This window comes from Nocardia blacklockiae, assembly GCF_015477355.1.
GTDB lineage: Bacteria > Actinomycetota > Actinomycetes > Mycobacteriales > Mycobacteriaceae > Nocardia > Nocardia blacklockiae.
The window spans coordinates 271,364-286,385 of the sequence record NZ_JADLRJ010000007.1; the positions used below are offsets into that span (position 1 = coordinate 271,364).

At 68.3% G+C, this 15,022-nt stretch carries 13 protein-coding genes, 1 tRNA gene and 1 pseudogene; 12 read left to right on the forward strand and 3 right to left on the reverse strand.

From position 1 onward, the window contains the following. Positions 1-6: 6 nt before the first annotated feature. Together IU476_RS22740 and IU476_RS22745 are read left to right on the forward strand one after the other, a co-directional pair. Positions 7-222: a helix-turn-helix transcriptional regulator gene (locus IU476_RS22740; RefSeq protein ID WP_195103194.1), complete on the forward strand. Its 216-nt coding sequence runs from the start codon at positions 7-9 to the stop codon at positions 220-222. Continuing rightward, the gene (locus IU476_RS22745) at positions 222-1,472 is read left to right on the forward strand and encodes a tyrosine-type recombinase/integrase (protein ID WP_195103195.1); all 1,251 of its coding nucleotides are present in this window, start codon (positions 222-224) and stop codon (positions 1,470-1,472) included. Before IU476_RS22740 ends, IU476_RS22745 begins: the two co-directional genes overlap by 1 nt. Before the next feature lie 2 nt (positions 1,473-1,474). Here the strand turns inward: IU476_RS22745 and IU476_RS22750 are convergent. Continuing rightward, positions 1,475-1,561: transfer RNA gene (locus tag IU476_RS22750), tRNA-Leu, on the reverse strand. Between the two features lie 204 nt (positions 1,562-1,765). On the opposite strand from IU476_RS22750, the gene IU476_RS22755 reads away from it, so the two are divergent. The 7 genes and pseudogenes from IU476_RS22755 (at position 1,766) to polA (ending at position 10,788) form a co-directional block, all read left to right on the forward strand. After that, positions 1,766-2,392 carry an ANTAR domain-containing response regulator gene (locus tag IU476_RS22755; RefSeq protein WP_195103196.1) on the forward strand — a complete coding sequence of 209 codons (627 nt, stop codon included), beginning with the start codon at positions 1,766-1,768 and terminating at the stop codon, positions 2,390-2,392. Between the two features lie 230 nt (positions 2,393-2,622). Then, entirely contained in the window at positions 2,623-3,855 is a 1,233-nt protein-coding gene (locus tag IU476_RS22760; protein WP_195103197.1) for a branched-chain amino acid ABC transporter substrate-binding protein, read from the forward strand. 98 nt (positions 3,856-3,953) lie between these two features. Beyond that, positions 3,954-4,982, forward strand: coding sequence for a branched-chain amino acid ABC transporter permease (locus tag IU476_RS22765; RefSeq protein WP_195103198.1), 1,029 nt, complete (start codon positions 3,954-3,956; stop codon positions 4,980-4,982). After that, on the forward strand, positions 4,979-6,211 hold the full coding sequence (locus IU476_RS22770) for a branched-chain amino acid ABC transporter permease (protein ID WP_195103199.1): 1,233 nt from the start codon (positions 4,979-4,981) through the stop codon (positions 6,209-6,211). Before IU476_RS22765 ends, IU476_RS22770 begins: the two co-directional genes overlap by 4 nt. Beyond that, positions 6,208-7,203 (forward strand): annotated as a pseudogene (locus tag IU476_RS36300) (ABC transporter ATP-binding protein); the annotation flags it as partial. The gene IU476_RS22770 and the pseudogene IU476_RS36300, both read left to right, overlap by 4 nt. A gap of 75 nt (positions 7,204-7,278) precedes the next feature. Next, positions 7,279-7,974 carry an ABC transporter ATP-binding protein gene (locus tag IU476_RS36305; protein WP_228824173.1) on the forward strand — a complete coding sequence of 232 codons (696 nt, stop codon included), beginning with the start codon at positions 7,279-7,281 and terminating at the stop codon, positions 7,972-7,974. A 69-nt stretch (positions 7,975-8,043) separates the two neighbouring features. Further along, positions 8,044-10,788, forward strand: coding sequence for a DNA polymerase I (gene polA, locus IU476_RS22780; protein ID WP_195103209.1), 2,745 nt, complete (start codon positions 8,044-8,046; stop codon positions 10,786-10,788). 9 nt (positions 10,789-10,797) lie between these two features. Here the strand turns inward: polA and IU476_RS22785 are convergent, their stop codons facing one another. Beyond that, positions 10,798-11,130: a four-helix bundle copper-binding protein gene (locus IU476_RS22785; protein ID WP_195103211.1), complete on the reverse strand. Its 333-nt coding sequence runs from the start codon at positions 11,128-11,130 to the stop codon at positions 10,798-10,800. A 550-nt stretch (positions 11,131-11,680) separates the two neighbouring features. Here IU476_RS22785 and IU476_RS22790 point away from each other — a divergent pair. Further along, entirely contained in the window at positions 11,681-12,115 is a 435-nt protein-coding gene (locus tag IU476_RS22790; RefSeq protein ID WP_195103213.1) for a 2-isopropylmalate synthase, read from the forward strand. Positions 12,116-12,190: 75 nt separating this feature from the next. Here the strand turns inward: IU476_RS22790 and trxA are convergent, their stop codons facing one another. Then, positions 12,191-12,568 carry a thioredoxin gene (gene trxA / locus IU476_RS22795; protein ID WP_195103214.1) on the reverse strand — a complete coding sequence of 126 codons (378 nt, stop codon included), beginning with the start codon at positions 12,566-12,568 and terminating at the stop codon, positions 12,191-12,193. Positions 12,569-12,867: 299 nt separating this feature from the next. Between trxA and IU476_RS22800 the strand changes: the two genes are divergently transcribed. Both IU476_RS22800 and IU476_RS22805 read left to right on the forward strand, forming a co-directional pair. Beyond that, a complete protein-coding gene (locus IU476_RS22800; RefSeq protein WP_324194201.1) occupies positions 12,868-13,956 on the forward strand; it encodes an isocitrate/isopropylmalate dehydrogenase family protein in 1,089 nt (362 codons plus the stop codon). Positions 13,957-14,069: 113 nt separating this feature from the next. Then, on the forward strand, positions 14,070-15,011 hold the full coding sequence (locus IU476_RS22805) for an ABC transporter substrate-binding protein (RefSeq protein ID WP_195103215.1): 942 nt from the start codon (positions 14,070-14,072) through the stop codon (positions 15,009-15,011). Positions 15,012-15,022 lie beyond the last annotated feature (11 nt).

Genomic DNA, 15,022 nt, shown 5'->3' on the forward strand with positions numbered 1-15,022 from the left:
AAGTCAATGAGCGGCGACAAGAACGAGGTCTACTTGCGGGCGAGACAGCTCGAGGAGCGGACGGGGATCCCGGAAGCCACCTGGCGGTGGTGGGCGCATGTCGGCTACGGCCCGGAGAGTTTCCTGATGGGTCCGCGGCGGCGGGTGTGGAAGTGGTCGGGTGTGGTCGAGTGGATCGCCGAGCAGGAGCGGCGGACGGCTCGTGGCGGGAAGGCGGCGTGATGGCGGCGGTTCGGCGTAACCCGCGTTCCGGGGTCGAGGATCGCTGGTACAAGACGGTCACCGTGGTCGACGCGGAGACGGGGGAGAAGTCGACGCGGCGGGAGAAGTCGGCGAACTACGGGTGCCGGAAGCGGTGGCGTGCGCGCTATGTGGATCCGAACGGGGTGGAACGGTCGCGGGCGTTCGCTACCAAGGTGGAGGCCCAGAAGTTCCTCGACGGCGACGTGACCACGAAGGTCGTCACCGGGACGTGGGTGGATCCGGACCGTAGCGGCGTGCTGTTCGAGGTGGTGGCGGAGAAGTGGTACGCCACGAAGAAGCTGCGCAAGCCCAAGACGGTCGGCGGGTATCGCTCGCTGTTGGACACCCTGGTTCTGCCTCGCTGGAAGTCGGTGCCGTTGCGGGACATCGAGTTCGAGGACATTCAGGAATGGGTGGTGAAGCTCTCGGAGTCGGGGAGTGTCCGGTTCGAGGGTCGGGGGCTGTCGGCGTCGCGGGTCACCCAGTCGTATCAGGTGCTCAGCCAGATTCTGCGGTTCGCGGTGAAGGCCAAGCGGCTGCCGGTGAATCCGGCGGAGGATGTCGAGCTCCCGGCCGCGACCATGAGCGAGAAGGTCTATCTCACCCACGTGCAGGTGTTGCGGCTCGGGATGGCGGCCGGCCGTTTCCGGTCGCTGGTGCTGGTGCTGGCCTACACCGGGATTCGGTTCGGGGAGGCGACGGCGTTGCGGCCGGTGGACATCGACCTGGAGGCGCGGCGGATCCGGATCGTTCGTTCGGCAACTTTCGTCCGCGGCTCGGGCACGGTGGTCAGCGACACGAAGAACCACACGAGTCGGTCGGTGCCGGTGCCCGGCGTGCTGGTGAAGGAACTCGAACGGCTGCTCGAGGGTTGTGCTCCGGGGGAGCTGGTGTTCCCGAGTCATAAGGGCGGCTACCTGGAATCGACCGAATTCCGCTGGGTGTTCGACCGGGCGGCGGAAGCCGCGGAGCTGAAAGGCTTTGTGCCGCATTGGCTTCGCCACACAGCGGCGTCGCTGGCGATTCGGGCGGGCGCGAATATCAAGGTCGTTCAGAAGATGCTGGGGCACAAGACGGCGACCATGACGCTCGACCTCTATGGCCACCTGTACGAGGACGATCTCGATTCCGTGGCGGACGGTATGGACCTCGGTGCGCGGACCGCTGCGGACCAACTGCGGACCGAACATCCGGAATTCGAGGAATGGGACCTCGGAAAAGGGGCCTAACCTGGTGCCGAGTGTGGGACTCGAACCCACACGTCCGTGAGGACAACGGTTTTTGAGACCGTCGCGTCTGCCAGTTCCGCCAACTCGGCGCACCGGGTGGAAATGATAGCGGGTGGCGGGCCGGTTGACCGAATCGGTGGCGGGGTGGCCGAACTCTCGCTGGGTAGATGGGTTGTGTGTGAGGTTGAACGGTACGCTTTAGGGCACTCGGAGGTGTGTGTCGGTTCGGCAAGGGTGGGGCGGACGGGCGCGCGCGGCGAGTATTCGGCATCGGAATCACGAGGGGTCTATCTATGGGAACGACAGCAGGGGGCGCGGGCGCGAAGAAGGACACGGGCAGCTCCGCCAAGCGGGTGGTGGTGGCCGAGGACGAAGCGCTCATCCGGATGGACCTGGTCGAGATGCTCTCCGAGGAGGGCTATCAGGTGGTGGGAGAGGCGGGCGACGGCCAGCAGGCGGTCGACCTCGCCCAGGAACTCCGACCGGATCTGGTGATCATGGATGTCAAGATGCCGCGCCGCGACGGTATCGACGCCGCCGCCGAGATCGCCACCAAACGCGTTGCGCCGGTGGTGATTCTGACCGCGTTCAGCCAGCGTGACCTGGTGGAGCGGGCGCGCGACGCGGGGGCGATGGCGTACCTGGTGAAGCCGTTCACCAAGTCGGACCTGGTGCCCGCGATCGAGCTGGCGGCCAGTCGCTTCCACGAGATCACCGCGCTCGAGGAGGAGGTCGCGAGCCTCTCCGACCGGCTGGAGACGCGCAAGCTGGTCGAGCGGGCCAAGGGTGTGCTGATGCAGACCCAGGGATTGTCCGAGCCGCAGGCGTTCAAATGGATCCAGCGCACCGCGATGGATCGCCGCACCACCATGAAGGCGGTCGCCGAGGTGGTGCTGGAGAATCTCGCGCCGAAGTCCTGAAACCGAACTCCGGTGCCGCGGACGGGGACACCGGCCGCGGCCCGGATTGCGGAGAATTAACGCCGGGGCAACACGCCTGTGTAAATACTCGGGATCGAAGTCATGCAAATGACTCGAATGTGATGCAGAGCTAACGTGACGCCGCTATGTTCTGAGCCGGGTCGACGTGGTCGGCCCCCTCGGCGACCCCGGGGAGCAGCAGGACATAGAGGTGTATCGTGCTTGGTTCAATGACGCGGAGGGCCACACGTAGCCGTGTGACCCGAGGCGCGCTCGTAATAGGGGCCGCGGCCGTGCTCGCGGTAGCCGGGTGTAGCAGCAAGTCCACGGACAACAGCGCCGACGGTGGCACCGGCGGCGGCTTGACGATCACCCCGCTGGTGCAGGTGGACAGCGAGGGTCGCGACGTCCCGGCGGCCGATACCTCCGCCGCCGCCGATCCGGCCGGTGACGGCAAGACGAAATGCGCGCCGGACACCACCATCGCCATGGCCGGCCCGCTGACCGGACCGAATGCCAATCTCGGCTTGAATATCGTGCGCGGCGTGAAACTGGCGCTGGACAAGCACAACAAGGCCAATGCCGACTGCCAGGTGAAACTGAAGGAATTCGACACCGAGGGCAATCCGCAGAAGGCCAGCCAGGTGATCGACAAGATTCTCGGCGACCAGTCGATCGTGGCCCTGATCGGCCCCACCTTCTCGGGTGAGACGAAGGCGACCGGGCAGCGCATCAGCGATACCGGGCTGCTGTCGCTCACCCCGTCGGCCACCAACGTCGATCTGACCAAGAACGGCTGGAAGACCTTCTTCCGCGGGCTGGGCAACGACGGCATCCAGGGCCCGGCGGTCGCGAAGTATCTGCTCGCCAGCGGCAAGTACAAGAAGATCTGCGTCGCCCAGGACAACACCGATTACGGCACCGGCCTGGCGAAGTCGCTGACCGAAACCCTCGGCGCCGCCGCCGATCCGAGCTGCGCGGTCAACGTCAAGGAAGGTGACAAGGACTTCTCCGCCGCGGTGTCGAAGCTGTCCTCGGCCAAGCCGGACGCCATCTTCTACGCCGGCTACTACGCCGAGGCCGCCCCGTTCGTGCAGCAGCTGCGCTCGGGCGGCGTGACCGCGACCTTCGTCTCCGACGACGGCACCAAGGACGTGGAATTCGTCAAGCAGGCCGGGAACGCGTCGAAGGACGCGGTGCTGTCCTGCCCGTGCGGCCCGGCGCCGGACAAATTCGCCGCCGACTACAAGGCGCTCAACGGATTCGAGGCGGGCACCTATTCGACCGAGGGCTACGACCTCACCACCATCGTGTTGAAGGGCATCGCCCAGGGCAAGGTCTCGCGCCCCGATCTGGTCGAGTTCGCGCGGACCTACGATGGCCAGGGTGTGGCCCGTCATTACAAGTGGGACGCCACGGGTGAATTGTCGAACGCCCTGATCTGGATGTACCAGGTCAAGTAGCGATCCTCTGGACGAAACAGCGTGTGCCGGCACGCTGACGGCCGAGGTTCGGCGACGGTGCGTCGGCGCACGCTGTCTTCCTGACGGCGAGAGTAATGATGACTTCTCCTGCTGCGACCCTGCTTGCCAACGGGTCCATCGATTTCAACGTCTCGGGTGTGGTCGACCAATTCTGGCGACTGACCGTGGACGGTTTGACCTACGGTTCGATCTACGCCCTGGTGGCGGTCGGCTACACACTCGTTTTCGGGGTGCTGCTGCTCATCAATTTCGCCCATTCGGAAATTTTCATGCTGGGTATGTTCGGCCAACTGGTCGGACTCATGCTGCTCGGTTTCGCGGCCAGCGGCGACATCTATTCGCAGGGGACCTTCCTCACCGTCGTGTATCTGGGCGTCGCGATGGTGATAGGCATGCTGGTGTCCGGCGGGGCCGCCGTCGGCATGGAACGGGTGGCGTACCGCCCGCTGCGGCGGCGCGGGGCCAAACGGCTGATCTTCCTGATCACCGCGATCGGCATGTCGTTCGTGCTGCAGGAATTCGTGCACTACGTGCTGCCGAAGATCGATCCGGATCTCGGCGGGACCAATGCCCAGCAGCCGATCATCCTGGTCAAACCCACCGACGAATTCCACGTCTTCGACGCCGCGGTGACCAATGTGGCGCTGGTGATCGTGGTGTCCGCCGTGGTGTTGGCGGTGATCACCGAATTGGTCATCAACAGAACGAAATTCGGGCGCGGCATCCGCGCGGTGGCCCAGGACCCCGACACCGCGACCCTGATGGGTGTCTCGCGGGAACGGGTCATCATGCTGACCTTCCTGATCGGCGGCCTGCTCGCCGGCGCGGCCGCGCTGCTGTACACGCTCAAGATTCCCAACGGCATCATCTACTCCGGCGGTTTCGTGCTGGGCATCAAGGCGTTCAGCGCCGCGGTGCTCGGCGGCATCGGCAATCTGCGCGGCGCGCTGCTGGGCGGACTGCTGCTCGGGCTGGCGGAGAACTACGGCCAGATTCTCTTCGGCACGGAATGGCGCGACGTGGTGGCCTTCGTGCTGCTGGTGGCCGTGCTGATGTTCCGGCCGACCGGAATTCTCGGCGAGAGCCTGGGGAGGGCACGAGCATGACGACCCCGACACAACCGCCCGGCGAGCCGCGCCCGCGGCCCATGCACGGCGTCGGCGACGCGATCCGCTCCTGGTGGAACGGCCTGCCCCGGCCGATGCAGTGGGTCGTCGGCATCCCGGCGATCGTGGTGCTGGCGCTGCTGCCGATGTTCCCGCCGCCCCTGCTGGACACGCCCGGCACCAGCTTCGGCGGCGTGATGGCGCAGTTCGCCATGTACGCGCTGATCGCCATCGGGCTGAATGTCGTTGTGGGACAGGCGGGTCTGCTGGACCTCGGATATGTCGGCTTCTACGCCGTGGGCGCCTACTCGGTGGGCCTGCTGACCAGTCCGAACAGTCCGTGGAACCAGACCGCGGGCGGTTTCCTGAGTCCGAAGTGGGCGTGGCTGGCGTGCGTGCCGCTGGCGATCGTGCTGACCGCCGTCTCGGGTCTGATCCTGGGAACGCCGACGCTGCGCCTGCGGGGCGACTATCTCGCCATCGTCACACTGGGTTTCGGCGAGATCGTGCGGCTGCTGGCCGACAACCTCGGCGACATCACCAACGGCAGCCTGGGGCTGGCCGGCATCGCCTACCCGCGGGTGGGCGAGTCGGAGCGGCATCCCGGCGGGTACTTCTCCTCCGGCAACCTCGGCGACTCGCATTCGTGGAATCCCTTGGACCGGGCCAACTCCGGCACCTGGTGGTTCTGGATCGGCATGGCGCTGGTGATCGTCGTACTGCTGATCGTCGGCAACCTGGAACGCAGCCGGGTCGGCCGGTCGTGGGTGGCCATCCGCGAGGACGAGGACGCCGCGGAGATGATGGGCGTGCCGACGTTCAAGTTCAAGCTGTGGGCGTTCACCATCGGCGCGGCGATCGGCGGCCTGTCGGGCGCGCTGTACGCCGGGCAGGTCCAGTTCATCAACCCGACCGGATTCAACATCATCAACTCGATGCTGTTCCTGTGCGCGGTGGTGCTCGGCGGGCAGGGCAACAAGCTCGGCGTGATCGTGGGCGCGTTCCTGATCGTGTACCTGCCCAACCGGTTCATGTCGGTGAACGTGGGCGGGCAGTCGCTCGGCGACTTCAAATATCTGTTCTTCGGTCTCACTCTGGTGGTGGTCATGATCTTCCGTCCGCAAGGGCTGTTCCCGGTGCGGCAGAAACTGCTCGCCTACGGCCGGCAGGTCTACCAGGCGGTGCGGCGGCCCGCGGCGGCGCCCGTGGAGACGGGAGCGACCCGATGACCGGGCCGGGCGCCGGGGGCGCGCTGTTCGACAACGAGGACATGGCCGCCGGGTACGCGGCGGCGGAACCGGCGGCGAGCGCGGGCGTGGTCGACGTCGGCGACGTGCTGCCCGAACTGGCCGACGCCGAGACGGTCGCCGAGGTGGTGGCGCCGAGCCGGGCGATCGACACCGAGGTCGGCGCGCCGCTGCTGCGCACCGAGGGATTGACGGTGCGCTTCGGCGGCCTCACCGCGCTCGACGACGTGAGTTTCGAGATCCGCCGCGGCGAGATCCTCGGGCTCATCGGTCCCAACGGCGCGGGCAAGACGACCTGCTTCAACGCCATCACCGGGGTCTACCGGCCCGCGGCGGGGAAGGTGTTCTTCGACGGCCGGCCGCTGACCAAGTCCAAGCGCAACGAGATCACCCGGCTCGGCATCGCCCGCACCTTCCAGAACATCCGGCTGTTCGGGGAGATGACGGCGCTCGAGAACGTGGTGGTCGGGACCGACGCCCGGCATCGAACCTCGGTGCCCGGCGCGGTGTTTCGCACGGCGCGGCATCGGCGCGAGGAGCACGACGCCATCGAGCGCGGCATGGCGCTGCTGGAATTCGTGGGCATCGCGCCGCGCGCGGTGGAGAAGGCCCGCAACCTGTCCTACGGCGATCAGCGCCGGCTGGAGATCGCGCGGGCGCTGGCGACCGAGCCGAAACTGCTGTGCCTGGACGAGCCCGCCGCCGGTTTCAACCCGAGCGAGAAGTCGGCGCTGATGGACCTCATCCGCAAGATCCGCGACGACGGCTTCACCGTGCTGCTCATCGAGCACGACATGCGGCTGGTGATGGGCGTGACCGACCGCATCGTGGTGCTGGAGTTCGGCCGCAAGATCGCCGACGGGCTGCCGGAGGAGATCCGCGACGACCCGGCGGTGGTGGCGGCGTACCTGGGCGTGCCGGACGACGAGGTCGAGGACGTCGTGAAAGCTGTTGCGGACGCAGGGGATTCGGAAGTCGCCCCCGCTGCGGCGTCAGCGGGCGTCGACTCGGTCGGGGCGGCCGCGGAACCGCTGCTCGTGGTCGAGGACATGGTGGTCAACTACGGCAGAATCCAAGCGCTGCACGGTGTTTCGCTCCAGGTGGCGCAGGGCGAGCTGGTGACCCTGCTGGGCGCCAACGGCGCGGGCAAGACCACCACCATGCGCGCGCTGTCCGGGCTGCTGCCGCTCACCGGCGGCCGAATCCTGTTCGAGGGCAAGGACATCACCCGGATGAAGGCGCACGAACGGGTGGTGGCGGGGCTGATCCAGGCGCCGGAGGGCCGGGGCGTTTTCCCGGGCATGACGGTGCAGGAGAACCTCGACATGGGTTGTCACGCCCGGCCGTTCAAACAGCGCGCCCAGTACACCGAGACGCTGGACTGGATTCTGGAGCTGTTCCCGCGCCTGGCCGAGCGGCGCAAGCAGGTCGGCGGCACGCTGTCCGGCGGCGAGCAGCAGATGCTGGCCATCGCCCGGGCGCTGATGGCCCGGCCGCGGCTGCTGCTGCTCGACGAGCCGTCGATGGGCCTGGCGCCCATGGTGATCAAGCAGATCTTCCGGATCATCGGCGAGATCAACGCGCAGGGCACCACCGTGCTGCTGGTCGAGCAGAACGCCCAGCAGGCGCTGACCCGCAGCGACCGCGCCTACATCCTGGAGACCGGCGAGGTCACCAAGACCGGCGCGGGCCGGGAACTGCTCACCGACCCGGCGGTGAAGTCGGCGTATCTGGGGGTGGCGTAGGGGCGCCGGTGTGGCCCGCGTCATCCCCGGTGCGCCCGCTTGTCGGTGCCGGACCATAGACTCGGGACCGTGACTCCAGCGACCACCGATCAGCGCCCGAGCAGTGTGTCCGCCGCGACCCCGAACCCGGCCGGTGAGCGGCCCACACTGTTGTTGCTGGACGGGCATTCGCTGGCCTACCGCGCCTTCTACGCGCTACCGGCGGAGAACTTCAAGACCGTCACGGGGCAGACCACCAACGCGGTCTACGGCTTCACCGCCATGCTGATCAACCTGCTGCGCGACGAGAAGCCCACGCATGTCGCGGCCGCCTTCGACGTCAACCGCAAGACCTTCCGCACCGAGGCCTTCCCCGACTACAAGGCCAACCGCATCACCACGCCGGACGAGTTCCGCGGCCAGGTGGAGATCACCCAGGAGGTGCTGGCCGCGCTCGGCATCCCCACCATGGCGCTGGAGGGTTACGAGGCCGACGACATCATCGCCACCCTCGCCACCCAGGCCGTCCCGGAGGGCTTCCGGGTCCTGATCGTGACGGGCGACCGCGACGCGCTGCAGCTGGTGAATCCCGACGTCACGGTGCTGTACCCGAAGAAGGGCGTCTCGGAGCTGACGCGGTTCACCCCGGAGGCGGTGGAGGAGAAGTACGGCCTCACTCCGGCGCAGTACCCGGATTTCGCGGCGCTGCGCGGCGACCCGAGCGACAACCTGCCGGGCATCCCGGGCGTGGGGGAGAAGACGGCGTCGAAGTGGGTGCGCGAATTCGGCGACCTGGCCACCCTGGTGGACCGGGTCGATCAGGTGAAGGGCAAGGTCGGTGACGCGCTGCGCGCCAACCTGTCCAGCGTCGTGCTCAACCGGCAGCTCACCGAGATGGTCAAGGACGTCCCGCTGCCCTACACCCCCGAGCAGCTGGCCCAGCAGCCGTGGGACCGCGACCGGATCCACCGCCTGTTCGACGATCTGGAGTTCCGCGTCCTGCGCGACCGGCTGTTCGAGACCCTCGTGCCGCCGGAGCCGGAGGCCGAGGGCGGTTTCGAGATCAGCGGCGGCGCGGTGGAGCCCGGCGCGGCCGCCGACTGGCTCGCCGAGCACGCGAAAGCCGGTGCGCGCCACGGCATTTCCATCGCCGGCACCGGCACGCCGGTGAACGGCGAGGTGAAGGCGATCGCGGTCGCCGCGGCCGACGGCGAGGGCGGCTACTTCGACACCGTCGGCCTCACCCCCGAGGACGAGCAGGCGCTCGGCGCCTGGCTGGCCGACGCCACCGTCCCGAAGGCCGTGCACGAGGCCAAGGCCGCCCAGCACGCGCTGCGCGCCCGCGGCTGGCGGCTGGCGGGCCTGACCAGCGACACGGCCCTGGCCGCCTACCTGGTCCGCCCCGGGCAGCGCACGTTCAACCTCGACGACCTGTCGCTGCGCTACCTGTCCCGCGAACTGCGCGTGGAATCCGATGCCGACACCCAGCTCTCGCTGCTCGACGACGAAGGCCAGGTGGACGCCGAACTGGCCCAGGCCGAGATCCTGCGCGCCCGCGCCGTCGCCGACCTGGCCGACGCGTTCGACGCCGAACTCGAGGGCATCGAGTCCACCAAGCTGCTCACCGAGATGGAGCTGCCGCTGCTCAATGTGCTGGCCGAACTCGAAGAGGCCGGCATCGCCGTCGACGGCGACCACCTGCAGCAGTTGCAGTCCGAATTCGCCGACCGCGTCGCCGACGCGGCCAACGCCGCCTACGAGGTGATCGGCAAGCAGATCAATCTCGGCTCGCCGAAACAGTTGCAGGTGGTGCTGTTCGACGAGCTGGACATGCCGAAGACCAAGCGCACCAAGACCGGCTACACCACCGACGCCGACGCCCTGGAGTCGCTGTTCGAGAAGACCGAGCACCCGTTCCTGGAGCACCTGCTCGCCCACCGCGACGCCACCCGCCTGAAGGTGACCGTGGACGGCCTGCTGAAGTCGGTCGCCGAGGACGGTCGCATCCACACCACCTTCAACCAGACCATCGCCGCCACCGGCCGGCTGTCGTCCACCGAGCCGAACTTGCAGAACATCCCGATCCGCACCGACACCGGCCGCCGCATCCGCGACACCTTCGTCGTCGGCCCCGGCTACGAGTCGCTGATGACCGCCGACTACAGCCAGATCGAGATGCGGATCATGGCGCACCTGTCCAAGGACGCCGGGCTGATCGAGGCCTTCAACTCCGGCGAGGACCTGCACACCTTCGTCGCCTCCAAGGCCTTCGACATCCCGCTGTCGGAGGTGCACCCGGAGATGCGCCGCCGGATCAAGGCGATGTCCTACGGCCTGGCGTACGGCCTGTCGGCCTACGGCTTGTCCCAGCAGCTGAAGATCAGCGCCGAGGAGGCCAAGGCCCAGATGGAGGTGTACTTCAGCCGCTTCGGCGCGATCCGCGACTACCTGCGCGACGCGGTCGACCAGGCCCGCAAGGTCGGCTACACCGAGACCCTGTTCGGTCGCCGCCGCTACCTGCCGGACCTGGACTCCAGCAACCGCCAGCGCCGCGAGGCCGCCGAGCGCATGGCTCTCAACGCCCCCATCCAGGGCACCGCCGCCGACATCATCAAGGTCGCGATGATCAACGTGCAGAACGCCATTCGCGAGTCCGGGCTGCGTTCGCGGATGCTGCTGCAGATCCACGACGAACTCGTCTTCGAGGTCGCTTCGGGGGAGCGCGAGGCCCTGGAAACGCTTGCGCTCGAACACATGTCGAAGGCCATCGAGCTGTCGGTTCCGCTCGAGGTCTCCGTCGGCGTGGGCCGCAGCTGGGACGCCGCCGCCCACTGAGCCGCGCGGCTAGTGCGCCGCCATCTCGGTGAGCGACAGGCACGCCGCCGCGGCGGCACGCGCCACCGAGGCGCAGGCCGTCTCGCCGAGGCGGTCGCAGCGCTCGGCGGTGTCGGTGCACACGCGGGCGGTGAGTTCGCAGTGGCCCGCGGCCCATTCCGAATGCCGGTCGAGCAGGTCGCCGGTGAGCCGGCACAGGTCCGAGCAGTCGCGCAGCGTCTGGATGTGGTGGGCGGTGGCGTGCTCGCCGCCGCGGTTCAGCGACTCGGGGATCTGGTGTTCGCAGCGGCGGTGGCAGCCGAGCAGGTGATTGATCGTGCTCTGCACCATCGGATCGGTCATCGGTGCCTCCTGGTGCCCGTCGGCGGCGAGTCGCCGGTGGATCGCGGTTCCGGACCGTGTCCGGACGCGTCGCTCGGAACAGGTCGAGCCTGGCACAACGACGGGCCTGCCGGGTGAGGTTTTCCCGAAGTTTGCCGAGTTGAGACGTGCTCGCTTCGAACAGGTCGGGAGAGGGTTGCGGAGAGTTGCCGACAGGAGCGTCGGCCGTTGGTTCCGCGTTCACGAACCATTGTGACGAAGTTACCCATCGGTTCCCGGCCCGGGTGGTTGCGCACGCGGGGATTAGTCCATATTCTCGGTGCCGTGCCGAATCCCGCCGCCAGCCACAGCGCCGCGCTGAACGTCGCCGACCGCGACCGCGCCGCGCACCTTCCGCTAACCGCGATGGTGGCTGCTGCGCGACTTCTCGTAGTAACCCGCCGTAGCGGGGTCTGATTCGGACCGGCCTCCTCGCTGCGGCCGTACATCTCTTTTCTTGCGCTGGTCCCCTCTGTCATTTCAGACACGACTGTCACTCGGACACGACGAGACTTCGGGAAGACCTAGTTCAATGACGACTGCCATCGACACACACGACATCCTCACCGCTGCGCCCAAGAGCCTGCGGTCCGAATGCGCGGGGCTGTCCCCCGCCGAATTCCTCGACCGGTACTGCGAGCGTTCCGGTCCGGTGAAACTCAGCGACTGGAGCCGCGCCGGGCATCGGCACGGGGCGGAATACACCGCCACGCTGGAATTCGCCGACCACCTGCGCACCGTGGTGTCGGCCGGCAGCCCGGTCGCGGCGCTGACCTCGGCGCTCTACGACGAGGGCTACCCGGTCGAGATCCTGGCGTTCCACCAGCGCCGCACCGAGTTCGGCACGGCCACGTTCGTGCAGTGCGAGTTCAACGGCCGGCGCGGCTGGGGCGCGGCGATGGCGCACGACGGGGCGGAATCCGCCGCGCGCGCCATGATCGCGGGTATCAACTCGCTCGGCGACTGAACCGGCCGCCGACCCCGAAAAACGCTGCGCCGCACCGCTTCCCGGCGACGGGAGCGATGCGGCGGGCGGTGCGGGTCAGGCCTGTTCCTGCTCGGCCTGCTGCTCGGCGATCTGCTTGCGGACCTCTTCCATGTCGAGGGCCTTCACCTGGGTGACCAGGTCCTCGAGGGCGTCCGGAGGCAGCGCGCCCGGCTGCGCGAACACCAGCACGCCCTCCCGGAAGGCCATGATGGTCGGGATGGAGCGGATGTTGGCGGCCGCGGCGAGGCTCTGCTCGGACTCGGTGTCCACCTTGCCGTGGACGACGTCGGGGTACTTGTCCGACGACGCTTCGAAGGTCGGCGCGAACTGCTTGCACGGGCCGCACCAGTCGGCCCAGAAGTCGACGAGTACCACGTCGTTTCCGGTGACTACCTCATCGAAGTTCTGCGCGGTCAGGGTCTGGGTGGCCATGGGATCCTCTCGTCTCGTGGTTGCCCCGATACAACGCCGGGCAACTCGGTTATCTTCCGCTTCCGCGTGCGACCGGCCAGTCACGACGCTGATCGCCGTCCCACCGACGGATACCCACCACCGTAGTGGCGAAATCGCGATCCGCCGCCACCGCCTGCACGGCCGCGCCGATCTGCTGGGGTTTCAGGTGGCGGGCGAGGGTTCCGGAGAAGATACGCCTCCGCGGCCGGATGCTCCCGGCGTCCGGCGGGGCGGTACCCGGTGATTCTCCGGCGGGTCCGAGGATCGAGGATGGTGGCGTGAGTGGAGCGAACGAGGGTACGCCGCTGCGCCTGGGGCTGATCGAGGGTGACGGGATCGGTCCGGAAGTGGTGCGGGCGGCGCGGGCGGTGGTCGACGAGGCGCTGGCCGTGGTCGGGGCGTCGCCGGTGGAGTGGGTGCCGCTGCCGATGGGGCACACGGCCATCGCGGAATGCGGCGACCCGCTGCCGGAGTCGACGGTGCGGGCGCTGGCCGAACTCGACGCCTGGATCCTCGGCCCGCACGACAACGCGTCGTACGCGCCGGAGCACCGCGTCGGCGCGCCGCCGGGAGGCGCCATCCGCAAACGGTTCGGCCTCTACGCCAATATCCGTCCGGCCCGGACGTTTTCGGGGGTGCGGTCGGCGGCGGAGCTGGACCTGGTGATCGTGCGGGAGAACAGCGAGGGCTTCTACGCCGACCGCAACATGGCCGCCGGAGCCGGCGAGTTCGCGCCCACCGCGGACATCGCGCTGTCGGTCGGGGTGGTGACCCGCGCGGCCACCGAACGCATCGCGCACGAGGCGTGCCGGTTGGCCGTCGCGCGCCGCCGGAAGCTGACCATCGTGCACAAGGCGAACGTGCTGCCGATGACGATGGGCCTGTTCCGCGACGTCTGCCACGCGGCGGCGCGCGAGTACCCCGGGCTCCACGTCGACGACGAGCACGTCGACGCGGCCGCCGCCCATCTGGTGCGCGCGCCCGGCGACTACGACGTGCTGGTGACCGAGAACCTGTTCGGCGACATCCTCTCCGACCTGGCGGGCGAACTGAGCGGCTCGCTCGGTCTCGCCGCGTCGCTGAACTGCTCGGCGACCCAGGCGATGGCACAGGCGGTGCACGGCGCGGCGCCCGCGCTGGCCGGGCACAACCGCGCCAACCCGGCGGCGTTGCAACTGTCCTCGGCGATGCTGCTGCGGTGGCTGGCCGCCCGGCGCGGCGACACCGCCCTGACCCGCGCGGCCGACCGCCTCGAACACGCCGTGGCCGCCACCTTCGCCGCCGGCATCGCGACCGCGGATCTCGGCGGCCTCGCCTCGACCAGCGAATTCACCGAACAGGTCCGGGCCCGCCTGCATCGCCGGTGAGCCGCGGCCGGATCCGGCGTGTGCGGCCGCCCGCCGGAGCGGGCGCGCATTAACCTTCGGTAACCGACCGACACAGTCGGTCCGAATCGCCTAGATTTCGAACGGCGGGCGACATGTCGGTGTCGCCCACCCGAACATGGAGGGCTGCTGTGTCTGTTCGAAACGGTGCTCGCGGGTATGCCCGGCGGGCCGCGTGTCTGGTGGCCGGCGCGGCGCTCGCGCTGGCGGGCTGCACCACCAATACCGAGGACAACGCGCCGACGGTGGAGAAGGTCCAGGTCGCCAAGGTCGACGCGATCGCCGCGAAGTTGCCCGACAAGCTGAAACAGTCCGGCAAGCTCGTGGTCGGGGTGAACGTTCCCTATCAGCCCAACGAGTACAAGGACGGCTCGGGCAAGATCGTCGGCTACGACGTCGACCTGATGGACGCCGTGGCCGCGGTGCTCGGTCTGCGCGCGGACTACCAGGAATCGGACTTCGAGAAGATCATTCCCGCCATCGAGGCCGGCACCTACGACGTGGGCATGTCGTCGATGACCGACACCAAGGCCCGGGAACAGACGGTCGATTTCGTCGACTACTTCAGCGCCGGCATCCAGTGGGCCCAGCAGAAGGGCAAGCCGGTCGACCCGAACAACGCCTGCGGCAAGCGGGTGGCGGTGCAGCGCACCACCATCGAGGAGACCGACGACGTGCCGAACAAGAGCAAGGCGTGCGAGGCGGCGGGCAAGCCGAAGATCGAGATGGTGTCCTTCGACGAGCAGAGCGCCGCGGCCACCGCGCTGGTGCTCGGCCAGGTCGACGCGATGTCGGCGGACTCCCCGGTGACGGCGTACGCGATCAAGCAGAACCAGGACAAGATCGAGGCGGCGGGCCCGCTGTTCGAATCGCAGCCCTACGGCTGGCCGGTGCCCAAGGGCGCGCCGCTGGGCCCGGTGCTGCAGGAGGCCGTGCAGCACCTGATCGACTCGGGCGACTACCGCAAGATCGCCGAGAACTGGGGCGTGCAGGACGGCGCGATCACCAAGTCCACGATCAACGGCGCGGTCGGCTGATGAGCGGAGAC